Here is a 15,705-nt window from a genome sequence, read left to right as displayed (position 1 = left end):
AGCCTTACTTTACTATCAACATTTTGTGTTATTACTACTTTAATATATTATGTCAATTGTTTTTTATCCTTGCCACACCTCTGAACGGATACAAAGAAACTTGGCTTGGGATAGTAGGTGGAGGTATTGCTGGAGGATTTTTACCGGTAGGATTTGCTGGATCTGTGCCTGCTTTGACTACCATGGGATTGTCAACTGGAGGAGCTATTGCTACAACAACAGGGTTAGGTCTTGGTGGTAGTTACTTGGGCATGAGCGCAGCTAATAATGAATGGAATCCTGGCAAGTGGGATCTTAAATCGCCTGAAACGTGGAATGCAGGGTTTCATGGGTTTGCATTAGGCTCTAGCATACCAGCTGGAATCCATGGTGCTAGAATAGCTTACGGAAAGTTAAGTTCTAGGTTGAGTAGAGTTGCTTTCATTGGTGGTGGAGGAACTTTCGGTGTGGGGTCATTTGTTAAGAGTGGATTTGACAATCAGTGGGATTTTTCAAAGCCTAGAATATATTATGGTGGACTACAAGCATTTGATGATGCTACTAATTTGCCGGTGTTTGCACGCAGTGCTTTTAAATCTGCGCGTAGAGGTTTTATTAAGAATATGCCAAAGGGGAAAAATGTTGAGATAAGCCATTATAATATAGATAGCTTGCATCCTCCCCTTGAAATGAGGTTTGGTTCAGGAGTGCTTTTGAAGGGATATGTATTGCTTATTGCATCAATTGCACTTACTGCGGCGAGTGAGGGACGACTGGATATGAGTAACCCCAGCACTTATTTTGACATAGTTCGTCAAATGGCTATGATCAATCAACATTGGATGATGGGTAAAAATTTTTATCGGGGAAGGAAGATTGGAAAAGAGTTGAAGATTGAAGAAAAGCACAATGAAAGAATAGAAGAACTATCTAGAGAAATTGCGAAAAATGCTATAAAGTGGGTTGAAAGTGCTAGAGTGGAGAAAGTGAATAATGCAGAAGTGTCAAATGCGGGAAATAGAAAAAATCTTCATACTGCAGTTTCCTTAGCAATTGATGATAATCACGCAATTGTTGGATTTTCAGGTAATAAAGGGAGCGGATTTATACTTTCGTATAGCCGTAATAGAGGGTTAGGGAGCTTTGAAAGGGTTGTAGGAGTTGAATTGAATGATAATTCAAAGATTAGTCCGGAATCAAGAAAGAATTCAAAATTTAATTCCCAAGGAAAGGTTATACAGGAGACCGCCGATAAAGTGGGGAAGGTGTCTGATAAGCAGGTAGAGGCTCATAATGACAAAGTGGTTCTTAATCCAGATCCTAAAATAAACAAGGATATAACTAAGAAAATTGAAATGGCAAGAGAGACAATAGATGGTTATAACAAAGAAGTTTTTCGCGATGTTATTGGTGAAGCACGTTTGATGCGACTACTAGGTAACCTGGATGAAGTTACGAAAGAGCTTGTAATTAAGGATTTAACTAAAATTATCAATGAACGCAGGCACTTTTCGAAAGGTTCTTTAGAGATGATAATGAGAAACCATTTCATTCCAAAAGATTCTGAGCTACAAAGGATATCAGGTGAGATAACAAGTGGCAAAGAAGAGCTTAAGGGTTTAAAAAGGAGTTCAAAAAATGAGTCTCTAAAAGAAAAGGAAGATCGATTATCTGATGTACAACGTCAAAAAGATAAAATAGAATCGTTAAGCAAACAAAAGATGGAAAGGGAAAAGAACATACGAGAAGAGCTGGAACAAACAGCAGGTAAAGTTTGGAACGCTATCAAATTTCCTATTGTAACGTTACCTACTTGGGAATTTTCTAACTGTGCTGAGCCTCATGCTATCACAGCATTTTCTAGGGCTAATGAACTTTTTGGTATTAAAACGCAAAAAAGTATAAAATATTTGGCTACTTACAGAACAGAAGGTTTAGAAGCTTTTCCTGCATGTCTTCAGTGTAAATCAACCGTTAAATATGTTGACAACGTTATTACAGAATCTGGGTGGAATGGTAGAGTTGATGATCTTCAGGAGCTTGTAGATAGATTCAATTCAAAGCTAGATGATCGCCTTAAAAACATTCCACATTTTCCTACACTCATGACAAATGGTTCGTTGAAAGCAGAAAATTCTAGTTCAAACAGAACGAAAAGGTCAGTATTTATTGGACATGGTGAAGTAGAGACTATACCAAACCCTCGAACTAGGTCTAGTAAACTAACTTCCATTTCAAGTCAACTAAGTAAGGAAAGTATTGTTGATATAAACAAAAAAGTTACAAGTAGTGCTACTCAAACGTCTTCATGGATAAATGATTTATTTGGTTGGGTAAAAAGCTCTGTGAGTGGGTTATTAGCTTCTGAGTTGCCTGAAGTAGTATCAGGTACTAAAAGTCCAATCTCACAAATTGATGCAAAGATGGATGTAAATGGTGCAATAATGTTACTTGATGTGCTGGTTAGAAACGTCACGGGTCAAAAGTATATTTCTACAGCAGATCAGTCTATATCTCAACTAGAAGCACAGGGCTATGCACTCAATATTACAGAGGTATTTAAGAAAGTAATAGAGCAAGCTGGATTAAAAAGTGGTGTATCAATGCATCGATTAAATATTGATTTTGTGGAAATACAGAAAGAAGTTACAGGAAAAATCATGAGTGGTAAATTTGATGAGATCTCAGGAGTTTTAAGTTCGTATTTAGAGAAAGCATGTCCTAGTAGAGAAGCAGGATGTCCTGGTAAGTTAAGTTCGAAGAAGTTTGACAAGTTTATGGTAGAGTTTAATAGCAGGCTAAATGTTGTACTAAATCGATCAATACAACGGATATTACACAACAGAGATGGTAGATTAGAAGTTGATGGTACAAAAAAACAGCAGATAAGTTTAGAGCCTCAAAGTTATTTAAGTAATGCTTCTATTCAAAGCCATTCAAAAGTATCAACTTGTCTTTCTGAGATAGGAGTAACCAAGCTTGGAGGTAATCTCAATAGGTAGGTTATAATATAAGAGGTAATATGCCAAGTAGTGGAAAATTTAAAGTGAAGGTAGCCAAAATAATTAGGGATACCAGACCAAGTTTGATGGTCCTAATAGTAAAATCGATGAAGTAGACATAATATGATAGTAATTTATATAATTCTATGTGCAATCTTCATAGCTATTTTAGACAGTTCACTAGATTCTTAATTAGGGGATATGTCTAACTTAGAGAAGGTTTTCATAAATGTTAAAGTGAATAATTATGTCTTTTCTTTGAGTTGTGAAATTTCAGAATGAGAGAGACCGGTAATTTGAGCTATAACATCAATAGAGACACCAGCCTTGAGTGAGTTTTTTGCAACTTCAATTTTACCTTCAATTTTACCTTTTTGATGTCCGATTTGGATGCCTTCTTCTCTGCCTTCTAGTTTAGCATCATCGAGTTTTTGAGCAAGGACAGCCTGTTCATCACGAATACGCTTGATCTCTTGTTCATAGGCAATAAATTCTTTTTCTGACCAGTTGAACCTATTTAGTTCTTCATATGCTCTTTTAATTATTAAATCACTTCCTATTATTCTCTCTAGCTCTTCTTCACTAGTTTCGTCTGCATATCTAAAGAAGTAGACCCATTTTTCAACTATACTTGAAAGCTGATCTTCTTTAGTTTTTGGAAATTTAGGCAACTCAATAAATATGAAGTAAAAATCTTTTAAATCATGTTCATTAGTATTTTCATCGCGAATAGTATGCTTTGATTTGTACTCAGACTTATCAGGAAATAAAATACAATCTGCTATAGCAATAAAGATAATTTCCTTAAGGTCATGGTATTGATCACCCTTACTAGCTTGTCTTGAATAAGCTTTAGCTGCGTAATATTGGGCACGTTTTTCAAAGCCTTTGGTTTTAGCGACCTGCATTTCGACTATCACTTGCAGCCCATTTTCATCTCTACAGAGAACATCAACAATGCTTTGTTTTTTAGAAGCAATATCAGGGTCTTGAATAGTACTTAAAAACTCTATATCCTTTATTGTACTTTTGCCAGTGAAGCCAAGAATATCATTAAGAAAGTGAATAAGGATATCTTTATTTTTTTCAGTACCAAAGATACGCTTAAACGATATATCATTCTTGGGATCGAGAAACTTAGAAAGAGCCATGATAAATTAACCTAGAAAGCATTAATAATTATACACAATTCTGAAGAAATATTCAACTAAAATTCAAACATAAAAGTTTTTGTATATCTTTATTTGGTAGTATTAACCTATATAATATCTATTTCTGTATGGCAAAGTATACTACTGTTTCCATAAGGTACCAAATAGCACAAAGAGCAAGAAGCTGGAGATTAAAGAGAAAATATACCCTGAAGGATTTAGTAGGCAAAACAGGCATAAACTATCATACGCTGCTAAGATATGAGCAAGGAACATGTGGCATTCCAATTGAAAGGCTAAAAGTGATAGCAGAAGCGTTATCAATTCCTATTAGAAATCTATTTCCTGGGCGAAAAGTACTAAAAGAAAGTAGTTGTTTCGAGAAAGCTAAGACCGAGGAAATGTATAATTTTATAGAAAAAACAGGAGGACACAAAGCAATTTATGCATTAACCAAATCTATCCGAGCTGAGGAAGAAAGTAATATAAAAGCAGCAAGAATAAGAATTGCAAGGAATCTAGTTAAGGCAGGGTTTGATAATGACATTATCTATCGAGCAACAGGCTTATCAACGGAAGAATATGCTGATAAAGAGAGATACGAGCAAAACGGAGGACAAGAGATAAAAAAGTGGAGAATAATAAAAGGATATACACAAGAAGAATTAGCGAAAAAGCTTAATATAGGGCCCTCACAGATACATCACTATGAACAAGGTAGTGTTACCATTTTAAGTGAAAGATTATGGGAAATAGCAAAAGAATTATCAGTGGATGTTGAAGATTTGATAAAGGAATATAAAGAAAATGATTGCAAAGATGGTGAAGGAGAAAATGAATTATTAAGTTTGGCAAGAGAATATAGAAAAATTGACAATCAGGAATCACGAGATGAGCTGGATACATGGGTAGAATTTTTCTTGCAAAGAAAGCAAATTTACAAAGAGAAGATTGATAAAGTAGAGGAAATGAAAGTTACAAATAATTTACTTCAGTTAGGTTTTTCTACTGATGTTATTTCTAGAATAATTGATTAACAACAACCTTTTTACATAACTTGAAAATAAATATATATATTAATATCTTTTCCTATTCATGAAAAAATAAGTAAAAAAGATTTAAAAATTGATTTGACTTCACTCGGAAGCTATGGCTCTATGCCAATGCTGATAAAAAAACAGCAGTAAATAATTAAAAACAATTTGTTATTAACGAGGAGTATATTTTATGAATAATAGTGAAAAACTTACAGAAGAAATAGAGAGAGTATTACAGAGTGGAGGAGGAAGTGCTCTATTTGATCGTGAGATAGTGTCAGTGCTTCTAGGAGCAGTTCACGACAGAAAGCAAGCACAAGATGTTACTAAAACTCTAATGGATAACTGCCCAGGAATAGGAGAAATTTTGGGACGAGAAATCGATGATCTGAAAATGATAGAAGGAATGACCGAACATGCAGCCGCAGCAATTGAATGTGTTAAAGAAGCTTATAAAAGAGCACTCAGAGAAGGGTTAAAGAGAGGCCCTGTAATGGATAGCCAAGAAAAGCTGATAGAGTATGTAAGGGTAAACATAGGCTTTTCAGCAAAAGAAGCTGTCCTGATAATATATTTGGATAAGCAGAACCGTTTGATAAGAGATGAAGTGTATTTTGGTACAATAGATGAAGTACACTTATCTGAAAGGAAAGTGGTAAAAAAGGCGTTATCAATGGAAGCAGCATCGATAATATTATCTCACAATCATCCAGGGGGGAGTTTAGAACCATCAGAAGATGATAAAGTAATGACTAGAGAATTAGTATCAGCATGTCAAGGAGTGGGAATTGAGTTAGAGGATCACATTATTATGACAGACAAAGGATATTGCAGTTTTAAGGAAAGAGAGCTGTTATAAACCAAATTTCAATTGCTTGAGAAGTTTGGCTACACAATGAAATATAAAATCAAGTAGCAAAAAGACTTAGTCAAGAATCTGTATTGGAGAATTACAAAATATAAAAGATCTTTGTATAGTTTGTATATTAAGTTGTAGTTAAAGAATAAAAGTCCTGATAAAGCTATTCTTTTATTATAAATAGTTGCAGAATATACAAGATCTTTTTATAATTTGCGTATTAAGTTAATTATAAAGCAATAAATTGCTCTATAGACTTGAATAATATGCTTAATATGAGAGGTTATATGACTACTAAAAAAGCAGTATCATTTGATGATATGGATGGAAATACTTATGAGTTAATCATTGATTCTAAAAAGTTACCAAAAGGACTATATAGTGCTATTAGGCGTACTAGCAAAAAAAATCAGCAGCTTATACTTTTAGACGAGACTGATCCGAAAATATTTGATGATAAAAGCAGGTTTGAGAAGCCTGAAGGTGTGCCTTCCCCTAGCGATGTTTCTGAAAAATCAATCAATCTTGGAGAAGGACGTGAGGTTTATAACAAAAAATCTTCAAATCGTCAAAATCCGTTTATTCCATCTTTAAGCAAGATAGAGCCAAGTGCAAGTGAAAATGCAGAATTGAGGTGGTTTAAAAGTAGAGTGGTAAAGGCAAAAAGCGTAGAAGAACTGAACAAGACTATAGACCAAGCACTAAGTGCTGGAATCAGGATAAATGCGTATAGCGAAGGGCAGAAGAGTTTTGCTGATACAGTAATATCGAAAATGCCTTTGATCAAATGCAAAGAAAATGAGAAGGAAGATATAATATGTGAATTGATGCTAAATGGAGCAATATTCAGTTACGATCTATTGCAGGATAAGGGAATAAGTGAAATGCATAACAAACTCTATCAAGAGATTCGTCCACAGATAGATGAGTGGCTTAAAGAACTGAGAGAAATCGGTGAAAGTGCTATTGAAAATGAAGGAATCATAGAAGACGTGGAAATGGATAATCAGACGTTTTTTATGAAATTTTCTGAGAGTAGTAAGGTAAATATTGCAAGAATATTGGAAGGTACAAAAAATTTAGGATTAACCACAGGAGAGGTAAAATTAGGAGGTGATGTTATAGAAATAGGAAATAGTAAGGTTGAGGTTAGAAGTGAAAAAGAAGGTGAGAGGAATTACGTTGATGTGTCTGACAATAGTGCTTTTGAGATAACATTTCCTACAAGTATTGGTAGCCTAAAAATTGTAGTATACCATAATGCGAAAAATGACAGTCAAGTAGAGGTCAGAGTAGCAGATAAAGAAATGTGGTCTGAACTACAAAAGAGAGGGGAAAATATAGGAAAAGGGTGTTTTTTTGGAGGAATGACGGTCACAGAAGCGGTAGAAAAAGGAAGTTTCCCTAGGAGTGGTAAGTGGAGTAAAGAAAAGGCAAAAGAAGAAATAAGGGCGATTAGTAATAATGAAACATTATCATGGGTTAATAGGATATATGGAGGTAGTAAAGAGACCTCTCGGAAACTTTAAACGAAGGGAGGTTTTCTTCCCTTCTTTAACCAAAATCATAAAATTACAAAATCTTTATAAGCTAAACTTAGGTTGTAGCAAAATAACAGATGTTTATTTCGGTAAAATTGTTACGATATGGCAAATATCTCTATAAGATATAAAATAGCACAAAAAATAAGAAGCTGGAGGTTAAAACAAAAGTATACCCTAAAAGATTTAGTAGATAAAACCGGCATAAAATATCATACCTTGTTAAGATATGAGCAAGGAGCATGTGGCATTCCAATTGAAAAGTTAAAAGTGATAGCAGAGGAATTATCAATCCATGTTAGAAATCTATTTCCTAGGCGAAAAGCGCTAAGAGAAAGTGGTTGTTTTGACGAAAGTAAGATCGAATGGATGTATAATTTTATAGCAAAAACAAGAGGACGCAAGGCAATTTATGCATTAACTAAATCTATTGGAGCTGAAGAGGAAAGTAATGTAAAAGTTGCAAGAATAAAAATAGCAAAAAATATTTTAAAGGCAGGGTTTACTAATGATATAATTTACCGAGCAGTAGGTTTATCAACTGAAGAATATTCTGATAAAGAGAGTATACATTATACAAGCCAAAACGGAGGACAAGAGATCAAGAAGTGGAGAATAATCAGAGGATATACACAAGAAGAGTTAGCAAAAAAGCTTAATGTGGGACCCTCGCAGATACATCATTATGAACAGGGGAGTGTGACAATTTTAAGTGAAAGGCTATGGGAAATAGCAGAAAAATTATCGGTGAATGCTGAAGATTTGATAAGGGAAAAAGATTGTTATGAGGATGATGAAGGAGAAAAAGAGCTATTAAGCTTGGCAAGAGAGTTAAAAAAAATTAACAATCAAGAATCACGAGATGAACTGGACATATGGGTAGAATTTTTATCGCAAAGAAAGCAAGTTTACAAAGAAAAGATTTACAAAGCAGAGGCAATAAAAGTTGCGAATAATTTACGTATGTTGGACGTTTCTATTGATGCTATTTCTGAAATAACGGGCTTATCTATTGAGGAGCTTGAAAATTATGCTTTTAAAACTTAGCCTGGTTTAAAAACTGCAGTAGCTTACTGACTCATAAATAATACATTAAAATATCAATAAAAATAGTTGTATATTTAATATATCTAAATTACTGAATGAAATTCTTGTGCTTCTGTATTTAATATATAATGTTCAAATAGATTGAAGTGAATTAACTAAATTAGGTACTAGAAATTTGCTTAATGTAATTCATTGGTATCACAAATGATTATCTTGAGTATGCCAATTTTTCTAAAAATATTGACGGTACTAAAAAAATAAGTTATCCTTTTAACAGATTTATTAAGAAGGTGTGTATGGTTAGTCATGAAAAGAAACATACAGTAGCATTTTGCATTTCAGCTATTGCGTTTTGTGTTGGCATCTCATTAATTGCAGCAGTACTTACAACAATAGCACCTTTAATTGCCATAATTGTTTCAACTATAATAGGGGTAATAACTATTTTGTCTGCTTGCCAAGCTATTGAAAGCTACTCAGTCATAAAAAATAGCAATAAGGTAACAAGTAGTTTGCATGAAATAAAAGAAGCTTTTACAGGAAAGGAAAGCGAGCTTTTTATTGAAAAGGTTTTTAACCATTTATGTGGATTTTTTAGTAGTGAAAAAGAAAGTAGTACACAAAGATAATAAGATTTCTCAACAAGGCAAATTTGCTTATTTTACTTTTCTGGTTCAACTAAAGCTTTAGATTTTACTTGATGTAAATTAAGATACAATGTCACAAAATTTATCGATTACTTTTTGATTGCCTTCTATCATTGCATTTGCCTCCTCCTGAAGAGATTTGATATTTTTTGATGTAATATTATCCATGTCAGGTGATGCTATTTTCAGTTGCGATTGTATGCGTATATATTTATCAGATATAACTTGATCAAGTTGGTAATTTACTGCATCTAAACTTGAGGCAAACATTACGTTCAACAGAGGTTTTATCCAACCTATCTTTCCAAATCTCCTTGAATTAGCTATGCTTCTATCTGTTCTTCCAGTACCTATCGATAACAGTAGAATATCATCATTTGGAAATAACCTCTTACCACTTGCATATGCGCAAGCCGCAGGATTATTGGCAAAAACCCCTCCATCCACTAATACTCTGTCTATCTGCTCAATTTTTAGATGTTTTGGTATGAAATAAGTAGGTGCAGCCGTTGCAGCTCTGAGTGCATCTTTTAGCTTAATATTACCTTTTTTCCAGCTTTTAAAGAAAAATGGACGATTATTGTGAATATCATAACTTGTTATCAGTACCTTACTTAATGTATTTTTTAGAATATCCTCTCCAAAATATTTATCCAGTACAAATTAAATATTTTTATGTGGGTATTGTGCACAGTTAAACCAAGAAAATATTGATCTCCTAAAAAATGAAGACTTAAAAATATATGCTCCGTACTCTTGGTAAAGCTCAACTAAATCATTGGCTGAATATTGGGGATTTCCTTGATTATCTTTCTTGCATAACCCTGCTACAACAATTCCACCGGTTGAGGTTCCTGCCATTAAGTCAAAGATTTCAGCTATAGTTCTTCTTGTTCTTTTTTCTATTTCTGCTAATATTATGGCTGGTATTATGCCCCTTATGCCTCCTCCGTCAACTGAAAGGATATATTTAATCATGTTTAGATATTTAATAATTTTATTAACTTGTTCTCTTTTATCAGGTTGTGTTTCTTGTCCTAGTACTACTGTATGTTTCACTCCTAGAGAAAATTGCACCAACCTAATAATTGATTCCGTGGATCATGCTAAAAAATCCGTGTTGGTTCAGGCATACCAATTTACCTCAAAGCCTATTGCTGAATCCTTGGTTCAAGCTAAAAAGCGTGGAGTTGATGTCATGGTTATTCTCGACGAATCGCAAGTTAGCTCAAAGTATAGTGTTATTAATGAACTGTTTCATCAAAAAATCCCAATATACATAGACTATAAACCTTGTATCTTGAAAAAAGCATCTAATGTTTTAAGCTTAAGCATTAGTTGGAGAAGGGAGGAACTCTGATATAAACCTTAGATATAAAATCTGTTTTGCAGATAAGAGCTCCCTCTCAAAAGTATAGGCTGGACGGCGTCTTAGAAAGACCTAAATGGTTCTAATTCTGTATTAACAAGGTTAGCCTTACTTTTCATTTTTAATGGTAACGTATGGGGTTATATATGATCAACAACTTTCTTGGCATAGATGTATCAAAAGATCGCTTTGATGTTTTTCTCTCATTTATAAGTAAAAAAGGAAAACGTGAAACTAGGAAAAGGAGCTTTAAGAACGATGATCATGGGTTTCAAGGTTTACTGAGCTTTCTACAAAAACATAATGTAGAACAAGTAAAAGCCTGCATGGAAGCTACCGGTTGTTATAGTGAAGCTTTGGCTGAATTTCTACACAATACTGGACATTTTGTTAGTGTTGTAAATCCTTATTGCATAAAATCCTACGCAAGAAGTAAGCTTACACGGCAAAAAAATGATCAGACTGATGCAGAAATTATTGCTGATTGTTGCCAAAGACAGGAACCTACTCGTTGGACACCACCTTCTCCTGAACTGAAAAAATTAAAACATCTTTATCGTTGCTCGGTTGCGTTAAAAGATGAATTGATATTAGTAAATAACCACTTAGAAAAAAAAGAGAGACTGCCCAAAGAAGTTGCAAATGCTTGGGAAGACCTTGCAATGAATATAGCTCAAAAAATAGAAACAATAAAAAACTCCGTACGTGAACTATTAAAGCAACACAAAGAGTTGTTGGAAAATTTTCAACTTCTACTGACTATTCCAGGAATAGGAGAGGAATCAGCAGTAGCTATTTTAGCTGAGGTTCCTGACATAGAAGTTTTTAGAAATGCCAGACAATTGGCAGCATATGCAGGAGTTATACCGAGAAATATAACATCAGGTTCATCTGTATATGCCAAACCCAGATTAAGTAAATCCGGTTCACAACCATTACGTAAGGCACTTTTCTTTCCTGCCATAGTAGCTAAGAATCACAATCCTATTATTATGAGCTTTTGCCAGAGATTAAAGGAAAAGGGTAAGCATAATATGGCCATAGTTGGGTCTGCAATGCGTAAGTTACTTCATATTGTTTTTGGTATTTTAAGATCAAAAAAGGCTTTTGATCCTGACCATATCAAAAACTACAGGGCCAGGAGGTTAACTGAAGGTTTAGTACTTTAAAATCAAAAAATGCTTCCATTCTATCTTACGTAAAATGGCATCTTACACAAATTCATTGAATGTAATTAGTATGTTGATAAGTAAATTAGTTTTATATATACAAGACAGCAGAAATTTACTTATCAACATAACTATAATCTGTATCCGCTATACAGGATGTGAGTTGGAAGTATTTTTTAGTTTTACAATACAGCCTAGGCAATGAGACAATTTTTATAATTTTTTTGTTGACTGACAAGACGGCGTCTGCAATTTCACACAGTAAAATTATGATTATTGATGAGCAAAAAATCATAACTGGATCTTTCAATTTCTCTGACGCCGCGCAGAAAAAAAACGCTGAGAATCTACTGATTATAACAGGAGACCCTACATTAGTTGAGCAATACATCGAAAACTGGAAGGATCGTCAATCTCAATCTGATCCTTATACACCAAAAGTAGAAGAATAATTACTTTAAATCAGCTTTAAGCTCATCCAATTCCTCAGAAAGATTTTTTACCCTTTCCTCAAGTACTAATACTTTTTCCATTAAACCATATTCAATAAGTTTATCGTGAAATTGTACCCTTGAGTCTAGCTTGGATAACCACCATATGATTGCTACGGTTTGGATTAATATGGTAATAATTACTGTAATTGGGATTTTTTGATTTTGCATAATGATTTAAAATGTGAGTTTATTATGGATAGCTACTTTAGTGATTACTTTGTTGATTCGTATCTATCTTCTGCTTCTGCAAGTAACTTTATTATTTGATCGTAGGGCTTGTCTTTGTTGTGCCTTGACCTTAACACAGCTACATTTCTAGGTTTTTTTCCATCATCGTTTATAATGTTAGGATTAGCGCCTTTTTCTAGCAAAAATTTGATAATCCTTAAATCACCATAATATGCAGCATTATGTAGTGCTGTGCTTCCATACTTGTTAATAATGTTTACGTTAACTCCCTCATCTATTAAAAACCTGACTATCTCTAAACATCCCCCTTCTGCAGCGTAATGTAACGCAGTTAACTTAGGCATGTGTGTATCAATATCTAATAAATTTTTTACTGAGAATTTTACAGTCTCTAAGTTACAATTTTGAGAAGCAATGCGTAATATCGTTTTATAATTATCTACAGCTTTTGCCTTCATGTAGGAATAGGTAGCAATAATACATACTATTACTGTTATAAGCCACCAAAAATGCAGCTTGTTTTTTGTATCTTGACCCAATTTATCCATATTCAACATCTTTTTAATATTAAATAGATCATTTACTCATTTTTTATTAACATCACTTACTCAAAGATGCTGACAACATAGTAAGGTAACCTGAGCTATTTAAAGTATGCTCCGCTCTATTAACTATCCATACACCATCTACTGCTTGATTGAAACCTATAAGATTAAGTTTAGCTTCTGCAAATAACTCTGGATGGCTTTGTTGCATAGCTAGTGTTGGTTGAGGTTATTGTAAGAAGAAAAGCTTTTTAATATATGGCTACTAACGCATTTTGTTGTAAAATAGGCATTTTTCAAACAAGTACAACTTATGCCACAAAAAATGAGAGTAAGTAACCAAAGAGAATATAACGAGTTTCTCAAAAAAAGAGGAAATGTTTTTCATTTTGTTAATCAAGCCATAGAAAATTGGTATAAAAATAGTCCAAAAGTTGCAGGTGGCAATAACACTTATAGTGATAAAGTTGTAATTTTAATACACATAATAGTTCATCAACTATGTTTTTTAAAAATTTTTTATTTGTGTAATTCTGTAACTTTGTTCAATCATGTTGACAATAAAAACCTATGTGTCGTAGAAATAAAATTTTATATCAAACAACTGCCATAACAATTTCTGCTTAGCTAATGAATATGTGCTTTAAGTCTGTGCGGACGCACATATTCATTAGCCAATTTCAGTTACCATTGTGAGAGTATGCAAATTAATTGCTTCTTTAAGTCTTGCATTAGCAATTACTATAATTTTTCGCATTAGAGCTGTTATAGCTACCATTTTCTTCTTACCACTTTCAACAAGCTTGGAATAAAAGGCACCAAGTGCAGATTTGGACCTTGCAGCAGACATCGCAGCTGTAAAAAGCTTTTTACGGACATTACTTCTACCACCTATAATCCTTCGATAACCAACAGCTTTACCACTTTCCCTAGGATGAGGTGCAACTCCAGCAAGACTTGCTACTTCCCTTCTGTTTAAGTAACCAAGCTCTGGTATTAAACACAGAAAATCTTGTGATAACTTTTTACCTATTCCAGGAACTGTTTTAAGGATTTTTTGATGTTCTTGTAACTCATGGCTTTCATCAATGATTTTTTGTATAGCATTATTGAGTTCATCTATTTGGCCATTAAAGAATTCAATAGTTTTTTGACAACTTTCCCTTATATGGTCGTTTTCAGGTGCTTCCAGTCTACATTTTTCCTGAGTTCTCATTTGCGTGATGTCATCACGACGTTGACAAAGTGCAACCAAGGTTGATTGTTTTTCAGAAGTAGGTACAAATAGAGAGAGAGTTCTATGGCGTTCAAATCCATATTGAGCAAGAGCTCTTGCATCTGATTTATCGGATTTTGCTAAAGTTCCATGAGATAAAATAAAACTTTTTACTTTGCGAGTATTAGCTCGATGTACAGTGATATTCTTGTCAATAAGAAAATTCGACAAACCAAGCTCATATTTTCCTGTATTTTCTAAAGTCACTAAAGAATTAGGTAAGATATCTGAGAACTTTTGACACAATTGTTGCCAACCAGAAGTATTATTGTCAAATTCGACAGCATTCTTCTGCTTGTGAACTGCAACAACATTCTTGAATTTTCCGATGTCAATACCAATAAAATTTTGATAAGATCTAACCATGATAACCTCGATAGTTTTATTAATTTAAGATTGTAAACGGGTGCATATATATGTCCCACACAACTATTCAAACGTATCGAGGGATAGGGCTAGTGTACCTTGATGAACACGGTTGTAATACCAACTTTTTTTCGGTCGCACACGCCCGTGATAGTCCTATTCCTATAGTGAGTAGGGCTATCTTTCCCTCTTATCTCTTTTATATCACATTTTTAACTTACAATCTTTTTAGAATTGGCTTGAGACAAGCTGTAGGTTTTGTAAAAGGTTATATGGTACAAATAGGCAAAAAACTTAAGATTATCAGCTATACACAAGCTTCCAGAAGATTTAAAAAGCTTAATTTGAAGATTGATGACCATAGAAGCAATAAAGATGATCTGGAAAATGTTGAAATTGCCGTAGATAGCACTAGAGTTAGTATCTACAATAATAACGGTGGGCATAGTAAGCTTAATATTCGAAAAAGAAAATACAGTGGTTATGGTCAAGTAAGAAAATTACATGTTGTTTTAAACATAAATGATAAGAAAGCAATAAGCATCTAGTGGTGTTGCTGTAGACTATTTGCCGGTCTGCGATATGTTAGAAGAAGTCAGTGATAAATATAACATTTGTTCTATTCGAGCAGATGCGGCTTATGATATAAAAAGTGTGTATAAAGAATGCAGAAAATACAATATTGTGCCTATTATTCGCCCTAGGAAGGATACTAAAATTTGTTTAGCTGACTACTTATCAGAAAGAAACAAGTATATTAGTAGAATTAGGTCATATGAGAATTATGAAGATGGTATTAATGAATGGAAGAAAAAAGTTAAGTATGGAGCACGGTCTTATATTGAAGTCTTTTTCTATAGGTTGAAGCAAATATTTGGGTTTGGCTTGAAAAATAAATCAGAGGTAAATCGTGAAAAAGAGCTGTTAATTAAGTGCTACTTATTGAACAAATTTACTGATATAGGTATGGCTGAATTTAAATTAGCTGCGTAAATTCACTGTGATTTACATGCCTATCAGTGCTATGCAACAAA

16 protein-coding genes and 2 pseudogenes are annotated in these 15,705 nt (G+C 33.7%); 12 read left to right on the top strand and 6 right to left on the bottom strand.

The features are described from left to right. Nucleotides 1-56 precede the first annotated feature (56 nt). Nucleotides 57-2,981, top strand: a complete 2,925-nt coding sequence (locus OPR42_RS00090; RefSeq protein ID WP_265041414.1) for a latrotoxin-related protein — start codon at nt 57-59, stop codon at nt 2,979-2,981. 245 nt (nt 2,982-3,226) lie between these two features. On the opposite strand, the gene OPR42_RS00085 is transcribed toward OPR42_RS00090, so the two are convergent. After that, nucleotides 3,227-4,132 (bottom strand): Rpn family recombination-promoting nuclease/putative transposase, encoded by a 906-nt coding sequence (locus OPR42_RS00085; protein WP_265041413.1) that lies wholly within the window; start codon nt 4,130-4,132, stop codon nt 3,227-3,229. 128 nt (nt 4,133-4,260) lie between these two features. Between OPR42_RS00085 and wmk (OPR42_RS00080) the strand changes: the two genes are divergently transcribed. The 5 genes from wmk (OPR42_RS00080) (at nt 4,261) to OPR42_RS00060 (ending at nt 9,245) form a co-directional block, all read left to right on the top strand. Continuing rightward, the gene (gene wmk / locus OPR42_RS00080) at nt 4,261-5,169 is read left to right on the top strand and encodes a WO male-killing family protein Wmk (protein ID WP_265041412.1); all 909 of its coding nucleotides are present in this window, start codon (nt 4,261-4,263) and stop codon (nt 5,167-5,169) included. Between the two features lie 190 nt (nt 5,170-5,359). Then, complete coding sequence (locus OPR42_RS00075) at nt 5,360-6,028, top strand: JAB domain-containing protein (protein ID WP_264704329.1); 669 nt, start codon at nt 5,360-5,362, stop codon at nt 6,026-6,028. A gap of 287 nt (nt 6,029-6,315) precedes the next feature. Continuing rightward, the gene (locus OPR42_RS00070) at nt 6,316-7,557 is read left to right on the top strand and encodes a hypothetical protein (protein ID WP_265041411.1); all 1,242 of its coding nucleotides are present in this window, start codon (nt 6,316-6,318) and stop codon (nt 7,555-7,557) included. A 117-nt stretch (nt 7,558-7,674) separates the two neighbouring features. Next, complete coding sequence (gene wmk, locus OPR42_RS00065; RefSeq protein WP_265041410.1) at nt 7,675-8,616, top strand: WO male-killing family protein Wmk; 942 nt, start codon at nt 7,675-7,677, stop codon at nt 8,614-8,616. Nucleotides 8,617-8,912: 296 nt separating this feature from the next. After that, a complete protein-coding gene (locus tag OPR42_RS00060; RefSeq protein WP_265041409.1) occupies nt 8,913-9,245 on the top strand; it encodes a WD_0736 family protein in 333 nt (110 codons plus the stop codon). A 78-nt stretch (nt 9,246-9,323) separates the two neighbouring features. Here the strand turns inward: OPR42_RS00060 and OPR42_RS00055 are convergent. Further along, a pseudogene (locus OPR42_RS00055) lies at nt 9,324-10,241 on the bottom strand (patatin-like phospholipase family protein). On the opposite strand from OPR42_RS00055, the gene OPR42_RS00050 reads away from it, so the two are divergent. From OPR42_RS00050 to OPR42_RS00040, 3 genes are all read left to right on the top strand, one after another. Beyond that, entirely contained in the window at nt 10,183-10,623 is a 441-nt protein-coding gene (locus OPR42_RS00050; protein WP_406848671.1) for a phospholipase D-like domain-containing protein, read from the top strand. The pseudogene OPR42_RS00055 and the gene OPR42_RS00050 overlap by 59 nt on opposite strands. Before the next feature lie 155 nt (nt 10,624-10,778). Further along, entirely contained in the window at nt 10,779-11,801 is a 1,023-nt protein-coding gene (locus tag OPR42_RS00045; protein ID WP_114517465.1) for an IS110 family RNA-guided transposase, read from the top strand. A gap of 269 nt (nt 11,802-12,070) precedes the next feature. Continuing rightward, complete coding sequence (locus OPR42_RS00040; RefSeq protein ID WP_353272771.1) at nt 12,071-12,253, top strand: phospholipase D-like domain-containing protein; 183 nt, start codon at nt 12,071-12,073, stop codon at nt 12,251-12,253. Here OPR42_RS00040 and OPR42_RS00035 read toward each other — a convergent pair whose 3' ends face one another. From OPR42_RS00035 to OPR42_RS00025, 3 genes are read right to left on the bottom strand one after another with little or no spacing between them, the layout of a single operon-like run. Beyond that, complete coding sequence (locus OPR42_RS00035; RefSeq protein ID WP_264954104.1) at nt 12,254-12,463, bottom strand: hypothetical protein; 210 nt, start codon at nt 12,461-12,463, stop codon at nt 12,254-12,256. Nucleotides 12,464-12,507: 44 nt separating this feature from the next. Further along, complete coding sequence (locus OPR42_RS00030) at nt 12,508-13,032, bottom strand: ankyrin repeat domain-containing protein (RefSeq protein ID WP_265041408.1); 525 nt, start codon at nt 13,030-13,032, stop codon at nt 12,508-12,510. A gap of 52 nt (nt 13,033-13,084) precedes the next feature. After that, a complete protein-coding gene (locus tag OPR42_RS00025; RefSeq protein ID WP_265041407.1) occupies nt 13,085-13,240 on the bottom strand; it encodes a hypothetical protein in 156 nt (51 codons plus the stop codon). A gap of 102 nt (nt 13,241-13,342) precedes the next feature. Here OPR42_RS00025 and OPR42_RS08860 point away from each other — a divergent pair. Continuing rightward, a pseudogene (locus OPR42_RS08860) lies at nt 13,343-13,525 on the top strand (IS5 family transposase); the annotation flags it as partial. Between the two features lie 174 nt (nt 13,526-13,699). Here the strand turns inward: OPR42_RS08860 and OPR42_RS00015 are convergent. After that, on the bottom strand, nt 13,700-14,671 hold the full coding sequence (locus tag OPR42_RS00015; protein ID WP_265041405.1) for an IS110 family RNA-guided transposase: 972 nt from the start codon (nt 14,669-14,671) through the stop codon (nt 13,700-13,702). Between the two features lie 50 nt (nt 14,672-14,721). On the opposite strand from OPR42_RS00015, the gene OPR42_RS00010 reads away from it, so the two are divergent. Further along, a complete protein-coding gene (locus OPR42_RS00010; RefSeq protein WP_265041404.1) occupies nt 14,722-15,219 on the top strand; it encodes a transposase in 498 nt (165 codons plus the stop codon). A gap of 34 nt (nt 15,220-15,253) precedes the next feature. Continuing rightward, nucleotides 15,254-15,664 carry a transposase gene (locus OPR42_RS00005; RefSeq protein ID WP_265041403.1) on the top strand — a complete coding sequence of 137 codons (411 nt, stop codon included), beginning with the start codon at nt 15,254-15,256 and terminating at the stop codon, nt 15,662-15,664. Nucleotides 15,665-15,705 lie beyond the last annotated feature (41 nt).

It is taken from the genome of Wolbachia endosymbiont (group B) of Melanostoma mellinum (assembly GCF_947251465.1).
Lineage (GTDB): Bacteria > Pseudomonadota > Alphaproteobacteria > Rickettsiales > Anaplasmataceae > Wolbachia.
Note: the sequence above shows the minus strand (reverse complement) of the source record. Positions and strands in the feature narration are given on the sequence as shown.